This window comes from Enterobacter cloacae complex sp. IR5412 (assembly GCF_049237385.1).
In the GTDB taxonomy this organism is placed as follows: Bacteria; Pseudomonadota; Gammaproteobacteria; order Enterobacterales; family Enterobacteriaceae; genus Enterobacter; species Enterobacter intestinihominis.
The window spans coordinates 219998-235739 of sequence record NZ_JBMKHQ010000006.1 but is presented as its reverse complement, the minus strand read 5'-3'; the positions used below and the strand labels follow the sequence as shown (position 1 = coordinate 235739).

Annotated in this window: 12 protein-coding genes; 10 read left to right on the top strand and 2 right to left on the bottom strand. The window is 57.1% G+C overall.

Annotated elements, in window-relative coordinates; genetic code table 11:
• Positions 1-36: 36 nt before the first annotated feature.
• Positions 37-879, bottom strand: a complete 843-nt coding sequence (gene queF, locus ACOTX2_RS13550) for an NADPH-dependent 7-cyano-7-deazaguanine reductase QueF (protein WP_023298501.1) — start codon at positions 877-879, stop codon at positions 37-39.
• A 69-nt stretch (positions 880-948) separates the two neighbouring features.
• Between queF and syd the strand changes: the two genes are divergently transcribed.
• The 8 genes from syd to ACOTX2_RS13510 all read left to right on the top strand — a co-directional run bounded on the left by syd (position 949) and on the right by ACOTX2_RS13510 (position 9283).
• Positions 949-1494 (top strand): SecY-interacting protein, encoded by a 546-nt coding sequence (syd, locus tag ACOTX2_RS13545; protein ID WP_022649215.1) that lies wholly within the window; start codon positions 949-951, stop codon positions 1492-1494.
• A 632-nt stretch (positions 1495-2126) separates the two neighbouring features.
• Positions 2127-2456, top strand: a complete 330-nt coding sequence (locus tag ACOTX2_RS13540) for a YqcC family protein (RefSeq protein WP_022649214.1) — start codon at positions 2127-2129, stop codon at positions 2454-2456.
• Positions 2453-3238, top strand: a complete 786-nt coding sequence (truC, locus tag ACOTX2_RS13535; RefSeq protein ID WP_058646255.1) for a tRNA pseudouridine(65) synthase TruC — start codon at positions 2453-2455, stop codon at positions 3236-3238. Before ACOTX2_RS13540 ends, truC begins: the two co-directional genes overlap by 4 nt.
• 15 nt (positions 3239-3253) lie before the next feature.
• Positions 3254-3703 (top strand): flavodoxin, encoded by a 450-nt coding sequence (locus tag ACOTX2_RS13530; RefSeq protein WP_022649212.1) that lies wholly within the window; start codon positions 3254-3256, stop codon positions 3701-3703.
• Positions 3704-4011: 308 nt separating this feature from the next.
• On the top strand, positions 4012-5367 hold the full coding sequence (gene gudP / locus ACOTX2_RS13525; protein ID WP_003862734.1) for a galactarate/glucarate/glycerate transporter GudP: 1356 nt from the start codon (positions 4012-4014) through the stop codon (positions 5365-5367).
• Positions 5367-6707, top strand: coding sequence for an enolase C-terminal domain-like protein (locus tag ACOTX2_RS13520; protein WP_023298498.1), 1341 nt, complete (start codon positions 5367-5369; stop codon positions 6705-6707). The genes gudP and ACOTX2_RS13520 overlap by 1 nt, the downstream gene beginning before the upstream one ends.
• A 15-nt stretch (positions 6708-6722) precedes the next feature.
• Positions 6723-8060, top strand: a complete 1338-nt coding sequence (gene gudD / locus ACOTX2_RS13515) for a glucarate dehydratase (protein ID WP_063147438.1) — start codon at positions 6723-6725, stop codon at positions 8058-8060.
• A gap of 77 nt (positions 8061-8137) precedes the next feature.
• Complete coding sequence (locus ACOTX2_RS13510; protein WP_063147439.1) at positions 8138-9283, top strand: glycerate kinase; 1146 nt, start codon at positions 8138-8140, stop codon at positions 9281-9283.
• Between the two features lie 49 nt (positions 9284-9332).
• Here the strand turns inward: ACOTX2_RS13510 and barA are convergent, their stop codons facing one another.
• Positions 9333-12092, bottom strand: a complete 2760-nt coding sequence (gene barA, locus ACOTX2_RS13505) for a two-component sensor histidine kinase BarA (protein ID WP_022649206.1) — start codon at positions 12090-12092, stop codon at positions 9333-9335.
• 57 nt (positions 12093-12149) lie between these two features.
• Between barA and rlmD the strand changes: the two genes are divergently transcribed.
• Positions 12150-13448 carry a 23S rRNA (uracil(1939)-C(5))-methyltransferase RlmD gene (gene rlmD, locus ACOTX2_RS13500; RefSeq protein ID WP_063147440.1) on the top strand — a complete coding sequence of 433 codons (1299 nt, stop codon included), beginning with the start codon at positions 12150-12152 and terminating at the stop codon, positions 13446-13448.
• A 51-nt stretch (positions 13449-13499) separates the two neighbouring features.
• Positions 13500-15731 carry a GTP diphosphokinase gene (gene relA / locus ACOTX2_RS13495; protein ID WP_022649204.1) on the top strand — a complete coding sequence of 744 codons (2232 nt, stop codon included), beginning with the start codon at positions 13500-13502 and terminating at the stop codon, positions 15729-15731.
• Positions 15732-15742 lie beyond the last annotated feature (11 nt).

Sequence of the window (15742 nt, the reverse complement as noted above, 5' to 3'; positions counted from 1 at the left end):
GCGGAATACCGCCCGCATATTGTGAAAATATTTATCTTACTGGCGCACCAGCCGTCCGGTGGCAGGCACAAAATCGGTATTGGTGCGCCATGGGTTAATGTCCAGGCCGCCGCGACGGGTATAGCGGGCATAAACGCTCAGCTTTTCGGGCTGGCAGAAACGCTGGATGTCATTGAAGATGCGTTCCACGCACTGCTCGTGGAATTCGTTGTGATGACGGAATGACACCAGGTAACGAAGCAACTTTTCCCGGTCAATCTGCGGGCCGCGATACTGGATCTGTACCGAGCCCCAGTCCGGCTGATGGGTGATAAGGCAGTTGGATTTCAGCAGATGGCTTACCAGCGTTTCGTCGACCACTTTTCCGCCCGCCGCGTTTTCCAGATAGTCGGTGCTAAATTCGTAGCTCTCCACATCAATGTCCTGATCGTCGATGCAGGTGCCGTGGAAATGGGCGATGGGCTGACCTTCCAGCTCATGCAGACGGTATAACGAGACGGTTACGTTCCCCTGCGCGCACGCGCTTAAATCACGTTCAAGCGTCTGTTGTACCTCGTCCCAGCTGTTAAATTTGGTCTGGTTAAAGCTGTTGAGATAGAGCTTAAAGCTCTTGGATTCAACCAGGTTTACGCTGGCGTAATCCAGCTCGACATGGCCCACGGCCACCTGCGGCAGACCGCGCGCATTCAGCCAGGAGAGTTCGTACAGCGTCCAGATGTCGCCGCCGACGAACGGCAGCGCGTCGGCATGAAGGCCAAGCGGATCGCGGTTCAGGCTGCGCGGCACACCCTGAAGCAGGCTTGCGTCGTAGGTGTCGCGGTAATCGGTCGATTTACCCAGCGTTAAGCCCGTTAACGCCTGATGATTTTCGTAAGACATGTTTCATAGCCACTTTACAGGTACACTTAGGGGCTGAGTTTATCCTGTCTTACAAGAAGAGAGAAATCGGTGGATATCGAAACTGCAAATGCCCTGACGTCCTTCACGACCCGCTATTGCGATGCCTGGCATGAAAAGCGGGGGACGTGGCCGCAAAGTACTGACTTATATGGCGTGCCGTCACCGTGCATTATCGCTTCGCAGGATGATTACGTTATCTGGCAACCGAAACCGTTCACGGGCGAGCAGAATGTAAATGCGGTTGAACGCGCAATGGACATTGTGATACAACCTGCGCTTCATGCAATTTATACCACGCAGTTTGCCGGGGATATGACTGCATGTTTTGCAGGACAGCCGCTGACGCTGCTGCAAACCTGGAGCGAAGACGATCTTCAACGCGTTCAGGAAAACCTCATTGGTCACCTGGTCACGCAAAAACGCCTTAAGCTCTCCCCGACTCTCTTTATTGCGACGCTCGACAGTGAACTGGACGTCATTTCAGTCTGCAACCTGTCTGGCGAGGTCATTAAAGAGACGCTCGGCACCCGCAATCGCGACGTTCTCGCGCCTTCTCTTGCGGATTTTCTTACCCGACTTGAGCCGCTTCTGTAATCCATGATGCTACTGGACGTGTGAGAGATCTCTCACACGCACTGTGAGACATCGCCGAAACAATTAGCATTGTCTTAGGGATTTCAGATTAATATCAACTTCCCTTTCAACGGGTTAGCGATTTCCTGAAACGATTATCCCCGTTTCGCCAGGCTTACCTTGCTCACAGGGTGGGTTGTAAGACGAGGCAGAATAGCGGATTCTATCTGTGTCGACAGGATGCCGACGCGAGAAACGAATATCAGGATGATGGCGTTTCTCACCAGGAACACGTCAGGACGACGCCGCAGGAAGGCTTCAGGATGAAGCAAAGTGGATCACGCAGGATGCGTAAGGGACACCTCCAGGAAGGAGAACGTGAGCCGGTCAGGATGGTCGGTGGGTCAGGATGGCCAGGACGTTTCAGGACGAAACCTACACGTCAGGATGATGTGAGCAGGAAGCAAAAGGTAAAGGGATGACCAGGCCTTCGGGCATCAGGAAAAGTTGTCACGGATGAGCAGGGAGCACGTATTGTAGCTGGAATGCTGCGAAACGAACCGGGAGCACTGTTTTTACAGTGCTCCCTTTTTTTATTTCTGTCTTCCGCAATGCTATGCTTCGCGCCATTCCGTTTTTCAGTTGAGGTTACTATGACGCATCACGATAGCGTTCGTGCGCAGTTGCACGCCATCGAAGCCCTTATGCGCCAGCATCAGCTGTGGCAGGAAAGTGCGCCGCAGCCAGACGCGTTCGCCAGCACCCAGCCGTTTTGTCTGGATACGCTGTCTCCATTTGAATGGCTCCAGTGGGTATTAATTCCGCGCATGCACGCGCTGCTGGAAGGGGGACACGCGTTGCCCCAGGCGTTTGCCGTCTCTCCCTATTACGAAATGGCGCTGGAGGCGACTCACCCGGCGCGCGACGTTATGTTGGTTGAGCTGGAAAAGCTGGATACGCTTTTCGCCGGTGACGATGCATGACGCTTGAGATCCTGTATCAGGATGAGTGGCTGGTGGCGGTGAATAAACCGTCCGGCTGGCTGGTACACCGAAGCTGGCTCGATCGCGATGAGAAAGTGGTTGTTATGCAAACCGTGCGCGACCAAATCGGTCAGCACGTCTTTACTGCCCACCGTCTGGATCGGCCAACCTCTGGCGTTCTGCTGATGGGGCTTTCCAGTGAGGCCGGGCGCCTGCTGTCGCAGCAGTTTGAACAGCACCAGATCCAGAAGCGCTACCACGCCATTGTGCGCGGCTGGCTGACGGATTCCGCCACGCTGGATTATCCGCTGGTGGAGGAACTGGATAAAATCGCCGATAAATTTGCCCGCGAAGATAAAGGTCCGCAGCCTGCGGTGACCGACTATCGCGGTATGGCGACCACAGAACTGCCGGTGGCGACCAGCAAATTTTCGACCACGCGATACAGTCTGGTTGAGCTTTTGCCCAAAACCGGGCGCAAGCACCAGCTTCGCCGCCACCTTGCACATCTGCGCCACCCAATTATCGGCGACAGCAAGCACGGCGATCTGCGGCAGAACCGCAGCGCGGCAGAGCACTTTGGCTGTAACCGACTGATGCTGCACGCCAGCGAGCTAAGCCTGACGCACCCGTTTACCGGCGAACCGCTGACTATTCGCGCGGGGCTGGACGAGGTCTGGATGCAGGCGCTGTCACAGTTTGGCTGGCTGGGACAACTCCCCGAAAATGAAAGGGTTGAGTTTGCCGCAGGCAACGTTCAGGATGAACAGCAAGCGCAATAATTACGGGAGCAAAGCATGGCTGAAGTAGGTATTTTTGTCGGCACGATGTACGGCAACTCGCTGCTGGTTGCGGAGGAAGCAGAAGCAATCCTCGTCAATCAGGGCCATAAAGCAACGGTCTATGAAGACCCGGAGCTGGCGGACTGGGAAAAGTATAAAGATAAATACATTCTGGTGGTGACCTCCACCACCGGGCAGGGCGATCTCCCGGACAGCATCGTCCCGCTTTTCCAGGGCATTAAAGACCAGCTTGGCTATCAGCCAGATGTTCACTATGGCATCATCGCCCTCGGCGATAGCTCTTACGCCAATTTCTGCGGCGGCGGTAAGCAGTTCGACGCGCTGTTGCAGGAACAGCACGCTCAGCGGGTCGGCGAGATGTTACTGATTGATGCTGGCGAGCACCCCGAACCGGAAAGCGAGTCAAATCCCTGGGTTGAACATTGGGCCACGCTCCTGAACTAACCCTGTACTATACGAGCTGTAGGCCGGGTAGGGCGTAGCCGCCACCCGGCAACGAAGCTGCACCATATCCTCAATTCCGTGAAGTATCTTCCACCACTTTGGGCTTATGCCCCAAACCATGTTCCCCACGCCCGTCAATGTTGTGTTTCTGCACGGTGAGAGAACCGGTCACTCCTTCATATACTTTTCCCGTCACTATAAAACGGCTTCGGGCCGTACCAAAACCAAACACAAATCTCTCATTCTGATTACCCTACAGGTGCTGTACAGAATGAACCAGGCGAAAGCTATGTTTCAGGAGTGCAACAATGAGTACATTAAGCCACGCGGCGAGCAGCGCTGAGAAGCGCACCAACGCCCGATACTGGATAGTGGTGATGCTGTTTATCGTCACCTCTTTCAACTACGGCGACCGTGCCACGTTATCCATTGCCGGCTCTGAGATGGCAAAGGACATCGGACTTGATCCGGTGGGTATGGGTTATGTTTTCTCCGCATTTTCATGGGCCTACGTAATCGGCCAAATCCCTGGCGGCTGGCTGCTGGACCGCTTTGGCTCAAAACGGGTCTATTTCTGGTCCATTTTCATCTGGTCGATGTTTACCCTGTTACAGGGCTTCGTGGATATCTTCAGCGGCTTCGGCATTATCATTGCGCTCTTTACCCTCCGCTTCCTGGTGGGTTTAGCGGAAGCGCCATCTTTCCCGGGCAACAGCCGCATTGTGGCCGCCTGGTTCCCGGCGCAGGAGAGGGGAACGGCGGTAGCAATCTTTAACTCGGCGCAATACTTTGCGACGGTTATTTTCGCGCCAATTATGGGCTGGCTGACGCACGAAGTGGGCTGGTCGCACGTCTTCTTCTTCATGGGCGGGCTGGGGATCGTCATCAGCTTTATCTGGCTGAAAGTGATCCACGAACCAAACCAGCACCCGGGCGTGAACAAGAAAGAGCTGGACTACATTGCTGAAGGCGGGGCGCTGATCAACATGGATCAGAAAACCCAGAAAGCAAAAGTCCCGTTCAGCCAGAAATGGGGGCAGATCAAACAGCTCGTCGGCTCACGGATGATGATCGGTATCTATCTCGGCCAGTACTGTATTAACGCCTTAACCTACTTCTTCATCACCTGGTTCCCGGTTTACCTGGTGCAGGCGCGCGGGATGTCGATTCTGAAGGCGGGTTTTGTCGCCTCTGTGCCAGCCATCTGCGGCTTCGTGGGCGGGGTGCTCGGCGGGGTCATCTCCGACTGGCTGATGCGTCGCACCGGTTCGCTGAATATTGCGCGTAAAACGCCAATCGTGCTCGGCATGCTGCTCTCCATGACCATGGTGTTCTGTAACTACGTCAGCGCGGAGTGGATGATTATCGGCTTTATGGCGATGGCCTTCTTCGGTAAAGGCATTGGCGCGCTGGGCTGGGCGGTGATGGCAGATACCGCGCCGAAAGAGATCAGCGGCCTGAGCGGCGGTCTGTTCAACATGTTTGGCAACATTTCCGGCATTGTCACCCCAATCGCTATCGGTTACATCGTCGGCACCACCGGCTCCTTCAATGGTGCGCTGATTTATGTAGGCGTCCATGCGCTGGTGGCGGTACTCAGTTACCTGGTGCTGGTGGGGGACATCAAACGAATCGAACTGAAACCTGTTGGGGAGCGCGGATGATGACAACGCAATCAAGCCCGATTGTGACGGAGATGAAAGTCATCCCGGTGGCGGGTCAGGACAGCATGCTGCTCAACATTGGCGGCGCGCATAACGCCTGGTTCACCCGCAACATCGTGGTGCTGACCGACAGCGCAGGGAATACCGGCGTCGGGGAAGCGCCTGGCGGAGAGGTGATTTACCAGACGCTGGTCGACGCCATCCCGCAGGTGGTTGGGCAGGAGGTCGCCCGCCTGAACAAGGTGGTTCAGCGGGTGCATAAGGGCAACCAGTCGGCTGATTTTGATACCTTCGGCAAAGGCGCCTGGACGTTTGAACTGCGCGTTAACGCGGTGGCGGCGCTGGAGGCGGCTCTCCTTGATTTACTGGGCAAGGCGCTGAATGTGCCGGTCTGCGAACTGCTGGGGCCAGGCAAACAGCGTGATGCGGTAACGGTGCTGGGCTATCTGTTCTACGTTGGCGACCGGACGAAAACCGATCTGCCGTATCTGGAACGCTCGCCGGGCAGCCACGCGTGGTATCACCTGCGTCATCAGGAAGCGCTCTCTGGCGAGGCGGTGGTACGCCTGGCAGAGGCGGCGCAGGATCGCTACGGCTTTAAAGACTTCAAGCTGAAAGGCGGCGTTCTGCCGGGCGAACAGGAGATTGACAGCGTGCGCGCGTTGAAAAAACGCTTCCCGGAGGCACGCATCACCGTCGATCCGAACGGCGCCTGGCGGCTGGATGAAGCTATCGCGCTGTGCAAAGGACTGGGCGACGTGCTGACCTACGCGGAAGATCCGTGCGGCGCCGAGCAGGGCTTTTCTGGCCGCGAGGTGATGGCCGAATTCCGCCGCGCTACCGGGCTGCCGGTTGCGACCAACATGATCGCCACTAACTGGCGCGAAATGGGCCACGCGGTGATGCTGAATGCGGTGGACATACCGCTGGCTGATCCGCACTTCTGGACCCTTTCCGGCGCGGTGCGCGTGGCGCAGCTGTGCGATGACTGGGGGCTCACCTGGGGCTGCCACTCCAATAACCATTTCGACATTTCGCTGGCGATGTTTACCCACGTTGGCGCGGCGGCGCCGGGTAACCCGACCGCCATCGATACGCACTGGATCTGGCAGGAAGGCGAAGCGCGCCTGACCAAAAATCCACTTGAAATCAAAAACGGCACCATTGCCGTACCGGATGCGCCGGGGCTGGGCGTGGAGCTTGACTGGGATCAGATCCACAAGGCGCATGAAGCGTATAAAAAACTGCCGGGCGGCGCGCGCAACGACGCAGGCCCGATGCAGTACCTTATCCCCGGCTGGACATTTGACCGTAAGCGCCCTGTATTTGGACGTCACTGATAAAAGGATCTAACGATGAGCACATTTTCTACCCCTGTAGTCACCTCCATGCAGATCATTCCTGTCGCGGGACATGACAGCATGCTGATGAACCTGAGCGGCGCCCATGCGCCGTTCTTCACCCGTAATATTGTGGTGATCAAGGACAACTCAGGGCATACCGGTGTCGGTGAAATCCCGGGCGGGGAGAAGATCCGTAAAACGCTGGAGGACGCCATTCCGCTGGTGGTAGGTAAAACGCTGGGCGAGTACAAAAATGTGCTGACCAGCGTGCGTACGACCTTTGCCGATCGTGATGCGGGTGGCCGTGGTCTGCAAACGTTTGATCTGCGTACCACTATCCACGTGGTCACGGGCATTGAAGCCGCGATGCTGGATCTGTTAGGCCAGCATCTGGGCGTCAATGTCGCCTCCCTGCTGGGGGACGGCCAACAGCGCAGCGAAGTGGAAATGCTCGGCTACCTGTTCTTTATCGGCAACCGCAAACTCACCCCGCTGCCGTACCAGAGCCAGCCGGACGAAAAATGCGACTGGTATCGTGTGCGTCACGATGAAGCGATGACCCCGGATGCGGTGGTGCGCCTGGCTGAAGCCGCGTATGAAAAATATGGCTTTAATGACTTCAAGCTGAAAGGCGGCGTACTGGCGGGTGAAGAAGAAGCTGAGGCGATTTCCGCGCTGGCGAAGCGCTTCCCGCAGGCGCGCGTCACGCTGGATCCGAACGGTGCCTGGTCCCTTGATGAGGCGATCAAAATCGGTAAGCAGCTCAAAGGCGTGCTGGCCTACGCGGAAGATCCGTGCGGCGCAGAGCAGGGGTTCTCTGGACGTGAAGTGATGGCGGAGTTCCGTCGTGCCACCGGGCTGCCAACCGCCACCAACATGATCGCGACCGACTGGCGCCAGATGGGGCACACGCTCTCGCTGCAATCGGTGGATATTCCGCTGGCAGACCCGCACTTCTGGACGATGCAGGGCTCGGTTCGCGTGGCGCAGATGTGCCATGAGTTCGGCCTGACCTGGGGCTCGCACTCCAACAACCACTTCGACATCTCGCTGGCGATGTTCACCCACGTAGCGGCTGCTGCGCCGGGCAACATTACCGCTATCGACACCCACTGGATCTGGCAGGAGGGCAATCAGCGCCTGACTAAACAGCCGTTTGAGATCAAGGGGGGGATGGTGCAGGTTCCAGCTACGCCGGGGCTGGGCGTTGAACTGGATATGGATCAGGTCATGAAAGCGCACGAGCTTTACCAGAAACACGGGCTGGGCGCACGTGATGATGCGCTGGCGATGCAGTACCTGATCCCAGAGTGGTCATTCGACAATAAACGTCCGTGCATGGTACGATAAGCCAACTGGGACCGCTCCCATGAGTGGTCCCTTACGTGGTGTATGCTTAACGTAACTAACATGCGTAAGGATGGCTTATGAAAATTGTTATCGCTCCGGACTCGTATAAGGAAAGCTTGAGCGCGCTGGAGGTGGCGACAGCGATAGAGGTCGGTTTTCGCGAAATTTTCCCCTCAGCGGAGTACGTCAAATTACCGGTTGCCGATGGCGGCGAAGGGACGGTGGAAGCGATGGTGGCAGCCACCCATGGGCGTCTTGTCCATGTTCCCGTTACCGGGCCTTTGGGAGAACACGTGGAAGGGTTTTTCGGGTTATCCGGAGACGGGAAAAGCGCGTTTATCGAGATGGCGGCCGCGAGCGGTCTGGAGCTTGTTGCTCCTGCAAAGCGTAACCCGTTAATCACCACCTCGTGGGGGACCGGGGAACTGATTCGTCATGCGCTGGATGCGGGCGTTAAGCATATCATTATTGGCATTGGAGGCAGCGCGACCAATGACGGTGGCGCAGGCATGGTGCAGGCGCTGGGCGTAAAACTGCTGGATGCGAAAGCACAGCCCGTTGGGCCGGGCGGCGGCGAACTGGCAAGCCTTGCGCATATCGATCTTAGTGGGCTGGATGAGCGGCTGGCAAACTGTCGAATTGAAGTGGCCTGCGATGTGACCAACCCCCTGATCGGCGAGACTGGCGCTTCTGCGGTATTCGGTCCGCAGAAAGGGGCGACGCCGGAGATGGTCAGGACGCTGGACAACGCGCTTGCGCATTACGCAAACATTATCGCCAGGGATCTGGACATTGACGTCTTAAACCTGGCGGGGGGCGGAGCAGCTGGCGGAATGGGGGCGGCGCTGTATGCATTTTGCGGGGCGCAGCTTCGTCGGGGGATTGAGATTGTCACCGATGCCCTGCATCTCGATGAACAGGTCGCGGACGCCGATCTGGTGATCACGGGCGAAGGGCGTATCGACAGCCAGACGATCCACGGCAAAGTGCCCGTTGGCGTGGCGAGAGTCGCGAAACGCTATAACAAACCGGTTATCGGCATTGCCGGCAGCCTGACGGCGGATGTTGGCGTGGTGCACGAGCACGGACTGGATGCGGTATTCAGCGTGATTTACACCATCTGCTCGCTGGAGGATGCGCTGGAAAATGCGCAACAGAATGTACAGATGGCCGCAAGGAATATTGCGGCGGCCATAAAGGTGGGGCAGGGGATGTCGCGTTAACGTTCGTGCTCCTGTAGGCCCGGTAAGCGAAGCGCCACCGGGCTTTGTCTTAGCTTCCTAACACCTTCATCGCTTCCCGCGTCACGTTGTCCATCTCGTCCAGCAGCTCCAGAAACTCCGGCTCAAGATCGGACTCTGGCGTACCCGCGCGGAGCTGCTGTTCAAGCAGTTGGCAGAGATTTTTCAACCGCGGCACGCCACTGTAGCCGCAGCTACCGTGCAGTTTATGGATGGCCTCCAGCAGCCCTTCAGGGTTTTCGCCCACCAGCTGTTCTTCAACCTTGTTACGGATCTCAGGCAGGAAGTCCACCAGCATTTGCAGCATATCGCGGGCCAGATCGGCTTTGCCTGCTGCCTGGCGCAGCGCCAGTTGCCAGTCAAACGTGGCATTCTGGTTAACGCTGATTTCCGGCGATTCAGCTGAAATGGTGTACGTCCCGCCAATGTGCCCCGGTTTGTAGCGCAGCAGCAGGCTGTGCAGCTTCTCTTCATCAATCGGTTTCGCCAGATAATCGTTCATGCCCGCACCCAGCAGTTTCTCTTTTTGTCCCGCCATCGCGTGCGCCGTCACGGCAATCACCGGCGTCTGTTGCTGGTGCGGAAGCTGACGAATTAATTCGCAGGCGCGGATGCCATCCATGCCCGGCATCTGAATATCCATCAGGATCAGGTCAAACTGCATCTGTTTGGCTTGTTCTACGGCTTCGGCGCCGCTGGTACACAGCTCAACGTGCTGAACCTGATCCTCAAGCAGCACGCCAATCAGCTTAAGGTTTGCCGGGTTATCATCCACGGCCATCACCGTCATCGGCAGCTTATGTTCGTCGTTTTCCAGCGGCAGGGACTGATGCGTCAGACGGCAATATTCGGTCAACGCAGGTAACAGCCGTGTGGCGGTGAGGGGTTTCAGCAGACATGCCGCCGCCCCGTCGTTTTTAAGCTCTTCGGCGTTGATTTGGGCGTGGCACGGCAGAGCCAGCAGCAGGTAGTCCGTCATTGAGGCAGCCTTTGCCAGCCGTTCCTGCTGCATGGTCAGTTCTCCGGTAAATGTCACCGGAATCCCCAGCAAAAGAATATCGTAATGATCGTTCGCCAGCGCGGAGAAGGTCGGGCTGTAGACCACCTCCAGCGGTGTGCTGCTTAATACATCCAGCGTACACTGCGCCGCGGCGGCGTTCGGTTCCACATAGGCCAGACGCATCCCTTTCAGGCAGTCGGTGACCGGACCGTCGGTTTGCACGTTCGGATTAAGATCAAGATTGATATGGAACCAGAAGGTCGAGCCCCGGTTAGGCTGGCTGTGGAAGGAGATATCGCCTCCCATCTCTTTCACCAGCTTTTGGGTGATCACCAGACCCAGGCCCGTTCCGCCGTGACGACGGGAAATGCTCGCATCGGCCTGGCGGAACGCCTGGAACAGACGCGACTGATCGCGCTCCGGAATGCCGATGCCGGTATCCCGGATCTGAACTTCAATCTGGACCTTATTATTACTGAGCGCCCTTTTTTCGACCAGAATGTCGATGTTGCCGCTCTCGGTGAACTTAATCGCGTTGCCCACCAGATTGGTGATGACCTGTTGCAGGCGCAGCGGGTCGCCAATGACATTATCCGGTACGTCATTTTTGATATTGAGCGTCAGTTCCAGCCCCTTATCATGCGAGGAGTGGGCGAGAAGCGTGACCACGTCATCCAGTGTGCTGCGCAGCGGGAAGGGGATACTCTCCAGAATCAACTTGCCCGCTTCCAGCTTCGAGAAGTCCAGTACGTCGTTAATAATGGTCAGCAGGTTGTTGGCTGAGCGTTCAATGGTATGCAGGTGGTCACGCTGGGTCGGGTTGAGCTCGCTTTTGAGCGTCAGACGGGTGAAGCCAATCACCCCGTTCAGCGGCGTGCGCAGCTCATGCGACATGTTCGCCAGAAACTCAGACTTAATACGGGCCGCCTCCTGAGCGCGTTTTTTCGCCAGATCCAGCTCCACGTTCTGGATCTCCATCTGCTCCAGCGTTTCGCGCAGGTCAGAGGTGGCCTGGTCAACGTTGTGCTGCATCTCTTCGTGATAAGCCGCCAGCGACATCGCCATTGAGTTGATGCCGTTTTTCAGCATATCCAGCTCGCCGAGCATGAAGCCTTCCACGCGGCTGTCCAGCTGACCCCGGCGGATCCGGTCAACGGTATTCACCATGTTACGGATAGGCCCCGTGACGTCGCGCATCAGCCGCCAGCCGAAGATCAACGCGATGCCGATACAGAACAGCATCATCACGCCGGAGATGAATATTTCTTTGTACTGCTGGAGCCGCACCGACTTGAGATCCAGCTCCAGCGCCACATATCCCAGCATATTATTGCTGGACTTCGCATCGGACTGGGCGGATTCGTCGGGTGAATAGCTTTCTGAGATAATCGGCGTGCGCAGGATCATGATATCGCCGCGCCGCAGGACCGTGAGATGACGCGGGAAAGGGGTACCTTCCGGGATTTTAAGCGACGTGGGATCCAGATGGAAATTCGAGGTGACGAAAAGACGGTTATGCTCATCGTAAACGGAAATGGCGCGCACAATCTCTGAATGACGGCGGTGCAGCACGCTGATTAACTGACCAATGGATTCACGGTTTTGCAGGTTCATACCGTACTCGCTGGAGACGGCCAGCGGTTCGATAATGCTGGCCCCGGCATCTTCAAGTTGTCTCTGCAAATCGTTATAGCGATGCACCACAAAGAAAATGCTCAGCAGCAAACCGATGAGAACGGTAGGAGCGAGGATCAAAATCATCATGCGCGCGCGCAGGCTGTAGTTGGTCATGGAGTTCCGTTATGGGACAATCAGGCTAATTATGTTTATTTGAGAACAATCTCGGCGATGGCGCAATTCTACTCTGCAAAACGACGCGTGACGACGCGTCAGATCATAACTGTTGAAGCCTCTGACCTCGATCCTTTTGGACAGGGGGTAGCGCGTCACAAGGGTAAGACACTGTTTATCACAGGTTTGCTGCCAGGAGAACGCGCAGATATTACGCTGACGGAAGACAAACGCCAGTATGCGCGCGGCCAGGTCAAGCGCCGTCTTAATGATAGCCCGGAGCGCGTGACGCCTCGCTGCCCCCATTTTGGCGTTTGCGGAGGCTGTCAGCAACAGCATGCCAGCACAGAATTACAGCAAAAAAGTAAAAGCAACGCGCTGGCCCGCCTGCTAAAACATGACGTCAGTGACATCGTTGCTGACCAGCCGTGGGGCTACCGTCGCCGCGCTCGCCTGAGTCTAAGCTACCAGCCAAAAACTGAACGGCTGGAGATGGGTTTTCGCAAAGCCAGCTCCAGCGATATCGTCTCCATCACGCAATGCCCTGTTTTGGTGCCCCAACTTGAGGCACTGCTCCCGGCCGTGCACCACTGTCTTGCATCGCTGGATGGTGTGCGTTCGCTGGGCCATGTCGAACTGGTGCTGGCAAACGGCGGCCCGCTGATGGTGCTGCGCCACACCGCACCGCTGTCCAGGGCAGATCGCGAAAAACTGGGACGCTTTTCGCATTCTCATGAGCTTGCGCTTTTCCTCGCGCCGCAAAGCGAGATACTTGAGCAGGTTAGCGGAGACGCGCCCTGGTATGCGTCAGACGGGCTACGCTTAACGTTTAGCCCGCGGGATTTTATCCAGGTCAATGACGGCGTGAACCAGCAGATGGTGGCGAACGCGCTGGCGTGGCTTGACGTCCAGCCCACCGATCGGGTGCTCGATCTGTTCTGCGGTATGGGTAACTTTACCCTGCCGCTGGCCCGCAAAGCAGCAAGCGTGGTCGGGGTGGAAGGCGTTGAGGCGCTGGTGGCGAAAGGCCAGGAGAACGCCCAACAGAACGGCTTGCAAAATGTGACATTCTTTCATCAAAATCTTGAGGATGATGTTACTCAGCAACCGTGGGCTAAGCAGGGCTTTGATAAGATCCTGCTCGATCCGGCGCGCGCAGGTGCGCCGGGCGTGATGCAGCATATAATTAAACTCGCGCCTGAACGCGTGGTCTATGTTTCCTGTAACCCGGCGACGCTGGCCCGTGACAGCGAAGCATTATTGAGCGGGGGTTACCAGATTCGGCGTCTGGCAATGCTGGACATGTTCCCGCACACTGGACATCTGGAATCAATGGTGTTGTTCGAGCACATCTAATGAGTTTGGCTTGTCGACTTCGACAGGCCCTTGTCCCTAAAGGAGAGGACGATGGTTGCGGTAAGAAGTGCACATTTAAATAAAGCTGGTGAGTTTGACCCTCAAAAATGGATCGCAAGTCTGGGGATTTCCAGCCAGCAGTCGTGTGAACGCTTAACCGAAACCTGGGCCTATTGTTTACGCACAACTCAGGGGCATCCGGACGCCGAACTGCTGTTGTGGCGCGGCGTGGAGATGGTTGAAATTCTCTCCATGCTTAACATGGATATCGAAACGCTACAGGCCGCGCTGCTGTTCCCACTGGCAGATGCTAACGTGGTGACGGAAGACGTGCTGCGTGAAAGCGTCGGCCAGTCCGTCGTGGCGCTCATCCACGGCGTGCGTGATATGGCCGCCATCCGTCAACTGAAAGCCGCGCAAACGGATTCTGTCTCTTCCGAGCAGGTGGATAACGTCCGCCGCATGCTGCTGGCGATGGTGGATGATTTTCGCTGCGTGGTGATCAAGCTGGCCGAACGGGTTGCCCATCTGCGCGAAGTGAAGGATGCGCCGGAAGACGAGCGCGTCCTGGCCGCCAAAGAGTGTACGAATATCTATGCGCCGCTGGCGAACCGTCTGGGTATCGGGCAACTGAAGTGGGAGCTGGAAGATTACTGCTTCCGCTATCTGCATCCGGCGGAATACAAACGCATTGCAAAATTGCTGCACGAACGCCGCATCGACCGCGAACACTATATCGAGGAATTTGTCAGCGGGCTGCGCCAGTCGATGAAAGAGGAGAATGTGCGCGCCGAGGTCTACGGGCGTCCGAAGCACATCTACAGCATCTGGCGCAAAATGCAGAAGAAACACCTCGCCTTTGACGAGCTGTTTGACGTGCGCGCCGTGCGTATCGTGGCGGAGCGTCTCCAGGACTGCTACGCCGCGCTGGGGATAGTACATACTCACTTCCGCCATCTGCCGGATGAGTTCGATGACTACGTCGCGAACCCCAAACCGAATGGCTATCAGTCCATCCACACTGTGGTGCTTGGCCCCGGCGGCAAAACTGTGGAAATTCAGATCCGTACTAAACAGATGCACGAAGACGCCGAGCTGGGCGTCGCCGCGCACTGGAAGTACAAAGAAGGCACTTCCGGCGGCGCGCGCTCCGGACACGAGGACCGTATCGCCTGGCTGCGTAAGCTGATTGCGTGGCAGGAAGAGATGGCCGACTCCGGCGAAATGCTCGACGAAGTGCGCAGTCAGGTCTTCGACGATCGCGTCTACGTCTTTACCCCGAAAGGGGATGTGGTTGATCTGCCGGCAGGCTCTACGCCGCTCGATTTCGCCTACCACATTCACAGCGACGTGGGGCACCGTTGCATCGGGGCGAAGATCGGCGGACGTATCGTACCGTTTACCTACCAGCTACAGATGGGTGACCAGATTGAAATCATCACCCAGAAGCAGCCAAACCCAAGCCGCGACTGGCTGAATCCAAACCTCGGTTACGTGACCACCAGCCGCGGGCGCTCTAAAATTCACGCCTGGTTCCGCAAGCAGGATCGTGACAAGAATATCCTTGCCGGTCGTCAGATCCTTGACGACGAGCTGGAGCATATCGGGATAAACCTGAAAGAGGCGGAGAAGTTCCTGCTGCCGCGCTACAACTTCAACGAGCTCGACGAACTGTTAGCGGCGATTGGCGGCGGCGATATCCGCCTGAACCAGATGGTGAACTTCCTGCAAGCGCAGTTCAACAAGCCAAGCGCGGCAGAGCAGGATGCGGCAGCGCTGAAACAGCTCCAGCAGAAAACCTACGCTCCGCAGCAGCGCAGCAAGGACAATGGCCGCGTGGTGGTTGAAGGGGTGGGTAACCTCATGCACCATATTGCCCGCTGCTGCCAGCCGATACCGGGTGACGATATTGTCGGCTTTATCACCCAGGGGCGCGGGATCTCAATTCACCGCTCCGACTGTGATCAGCTTGCTGAGCTGCAATCGCATGCGCCGGAACGTATCGTGGAAGCCGTCTGGGGTGAAAGCTACTCCGCTGGCTACTCGCTGGTGGTGCGCGTCACTGCCAACGACCGCAGTGGCCTGCTGCGCGACATCACCACCATTCTCGCCAACGAGAAGGTCAACGTGCTGGGCGTTGCCAGCCGCAGCGATACCCGCGAGCAGCTTGCCACCATCGATATGACCATCGAAATCTATAACCTGCAGGTGCTGGGCCGGGTGCTCGGTAAACTGAACCAGGTGCCGGATGTGATTGACGCGCGTCGTCTGCACGGCGGCTGAACATCCTCTTC

Bases quoted from the DNA above. Each gene is read 5' to 3' on its own strand.
- queF (WP_023298501.1), bottom strand. From the start codon at position 879: ATGTCTTACGAAAATCATCAGGCGTTAACGGGCTTAACGCTGGGTAAA.
- ACOTX2_RS13540 (WP_022649214.1), top strand. From the start codon at position 2,127: ATGACGCATCACGATAGCGTTCGTGCGCAGTTGCACGCCATCGAAGCC.
- truC (WP_058646255.1), top strand. From the start codon at position 2,453: ATGACGCTTGAGATCCTGTATCAGGATGAGTGGCTGGTGGCGGTGAAT.
- ACOTX2_RS13530 (WP_022649212.1), top strand. From the start codon at position 3,254: ATGGCTGAAGTAGGTATTTTTGTCGGCACGATGTACGGCAACTCGCTG.
- gudP (WP_003862734.1), top strand. From the start codon at position 4,012: ATGAGTACATTAAGCCACGCGGCGAGCAGCGCTGAGAAGCGCACCAAC.
- ACOTX2_RS13520 (WP_023298498.1), top strand. From the start codon at position 5,367: ATGACAACGCAATCAAGCCCGATTGTGACGGAGATGAAAGTCATCCCG.
- gudD (WP_063147438.1), top strand. From the start codon at position 6,723: ATGAGCACATTTTCTACCCCTGTAGTCACCTCCATGCAGATCATTCCT.
- ACOTX2_RS13510 (WP_063147439.1), top strand. From the start codon at position 8,138: ATGAAAATTGTTATCGCTCCGGACTCGTATAAGGAAAGCTTGAGCGCG.
- barA (WP_022649206.1), bottom strand. From the start codon at position 12,092: ATGACCAACTACAGCCTGCGCGCGCGCATGATGATTTTGATCCTCGCT.
- rlmD (WP_063147440.1), top strand. From the start codon at position 12,150: ATGGCGCAATTCTACTCTGCAAAACGACGCGTGACGACGCGTCAGATC.
- relA (WP_022649204.1), top strand. From the start codon at position 13,500: ATGGTTGCGGTAAGAAGTGCACATTTAAATAAAGCTGGTGAGTTTGAC.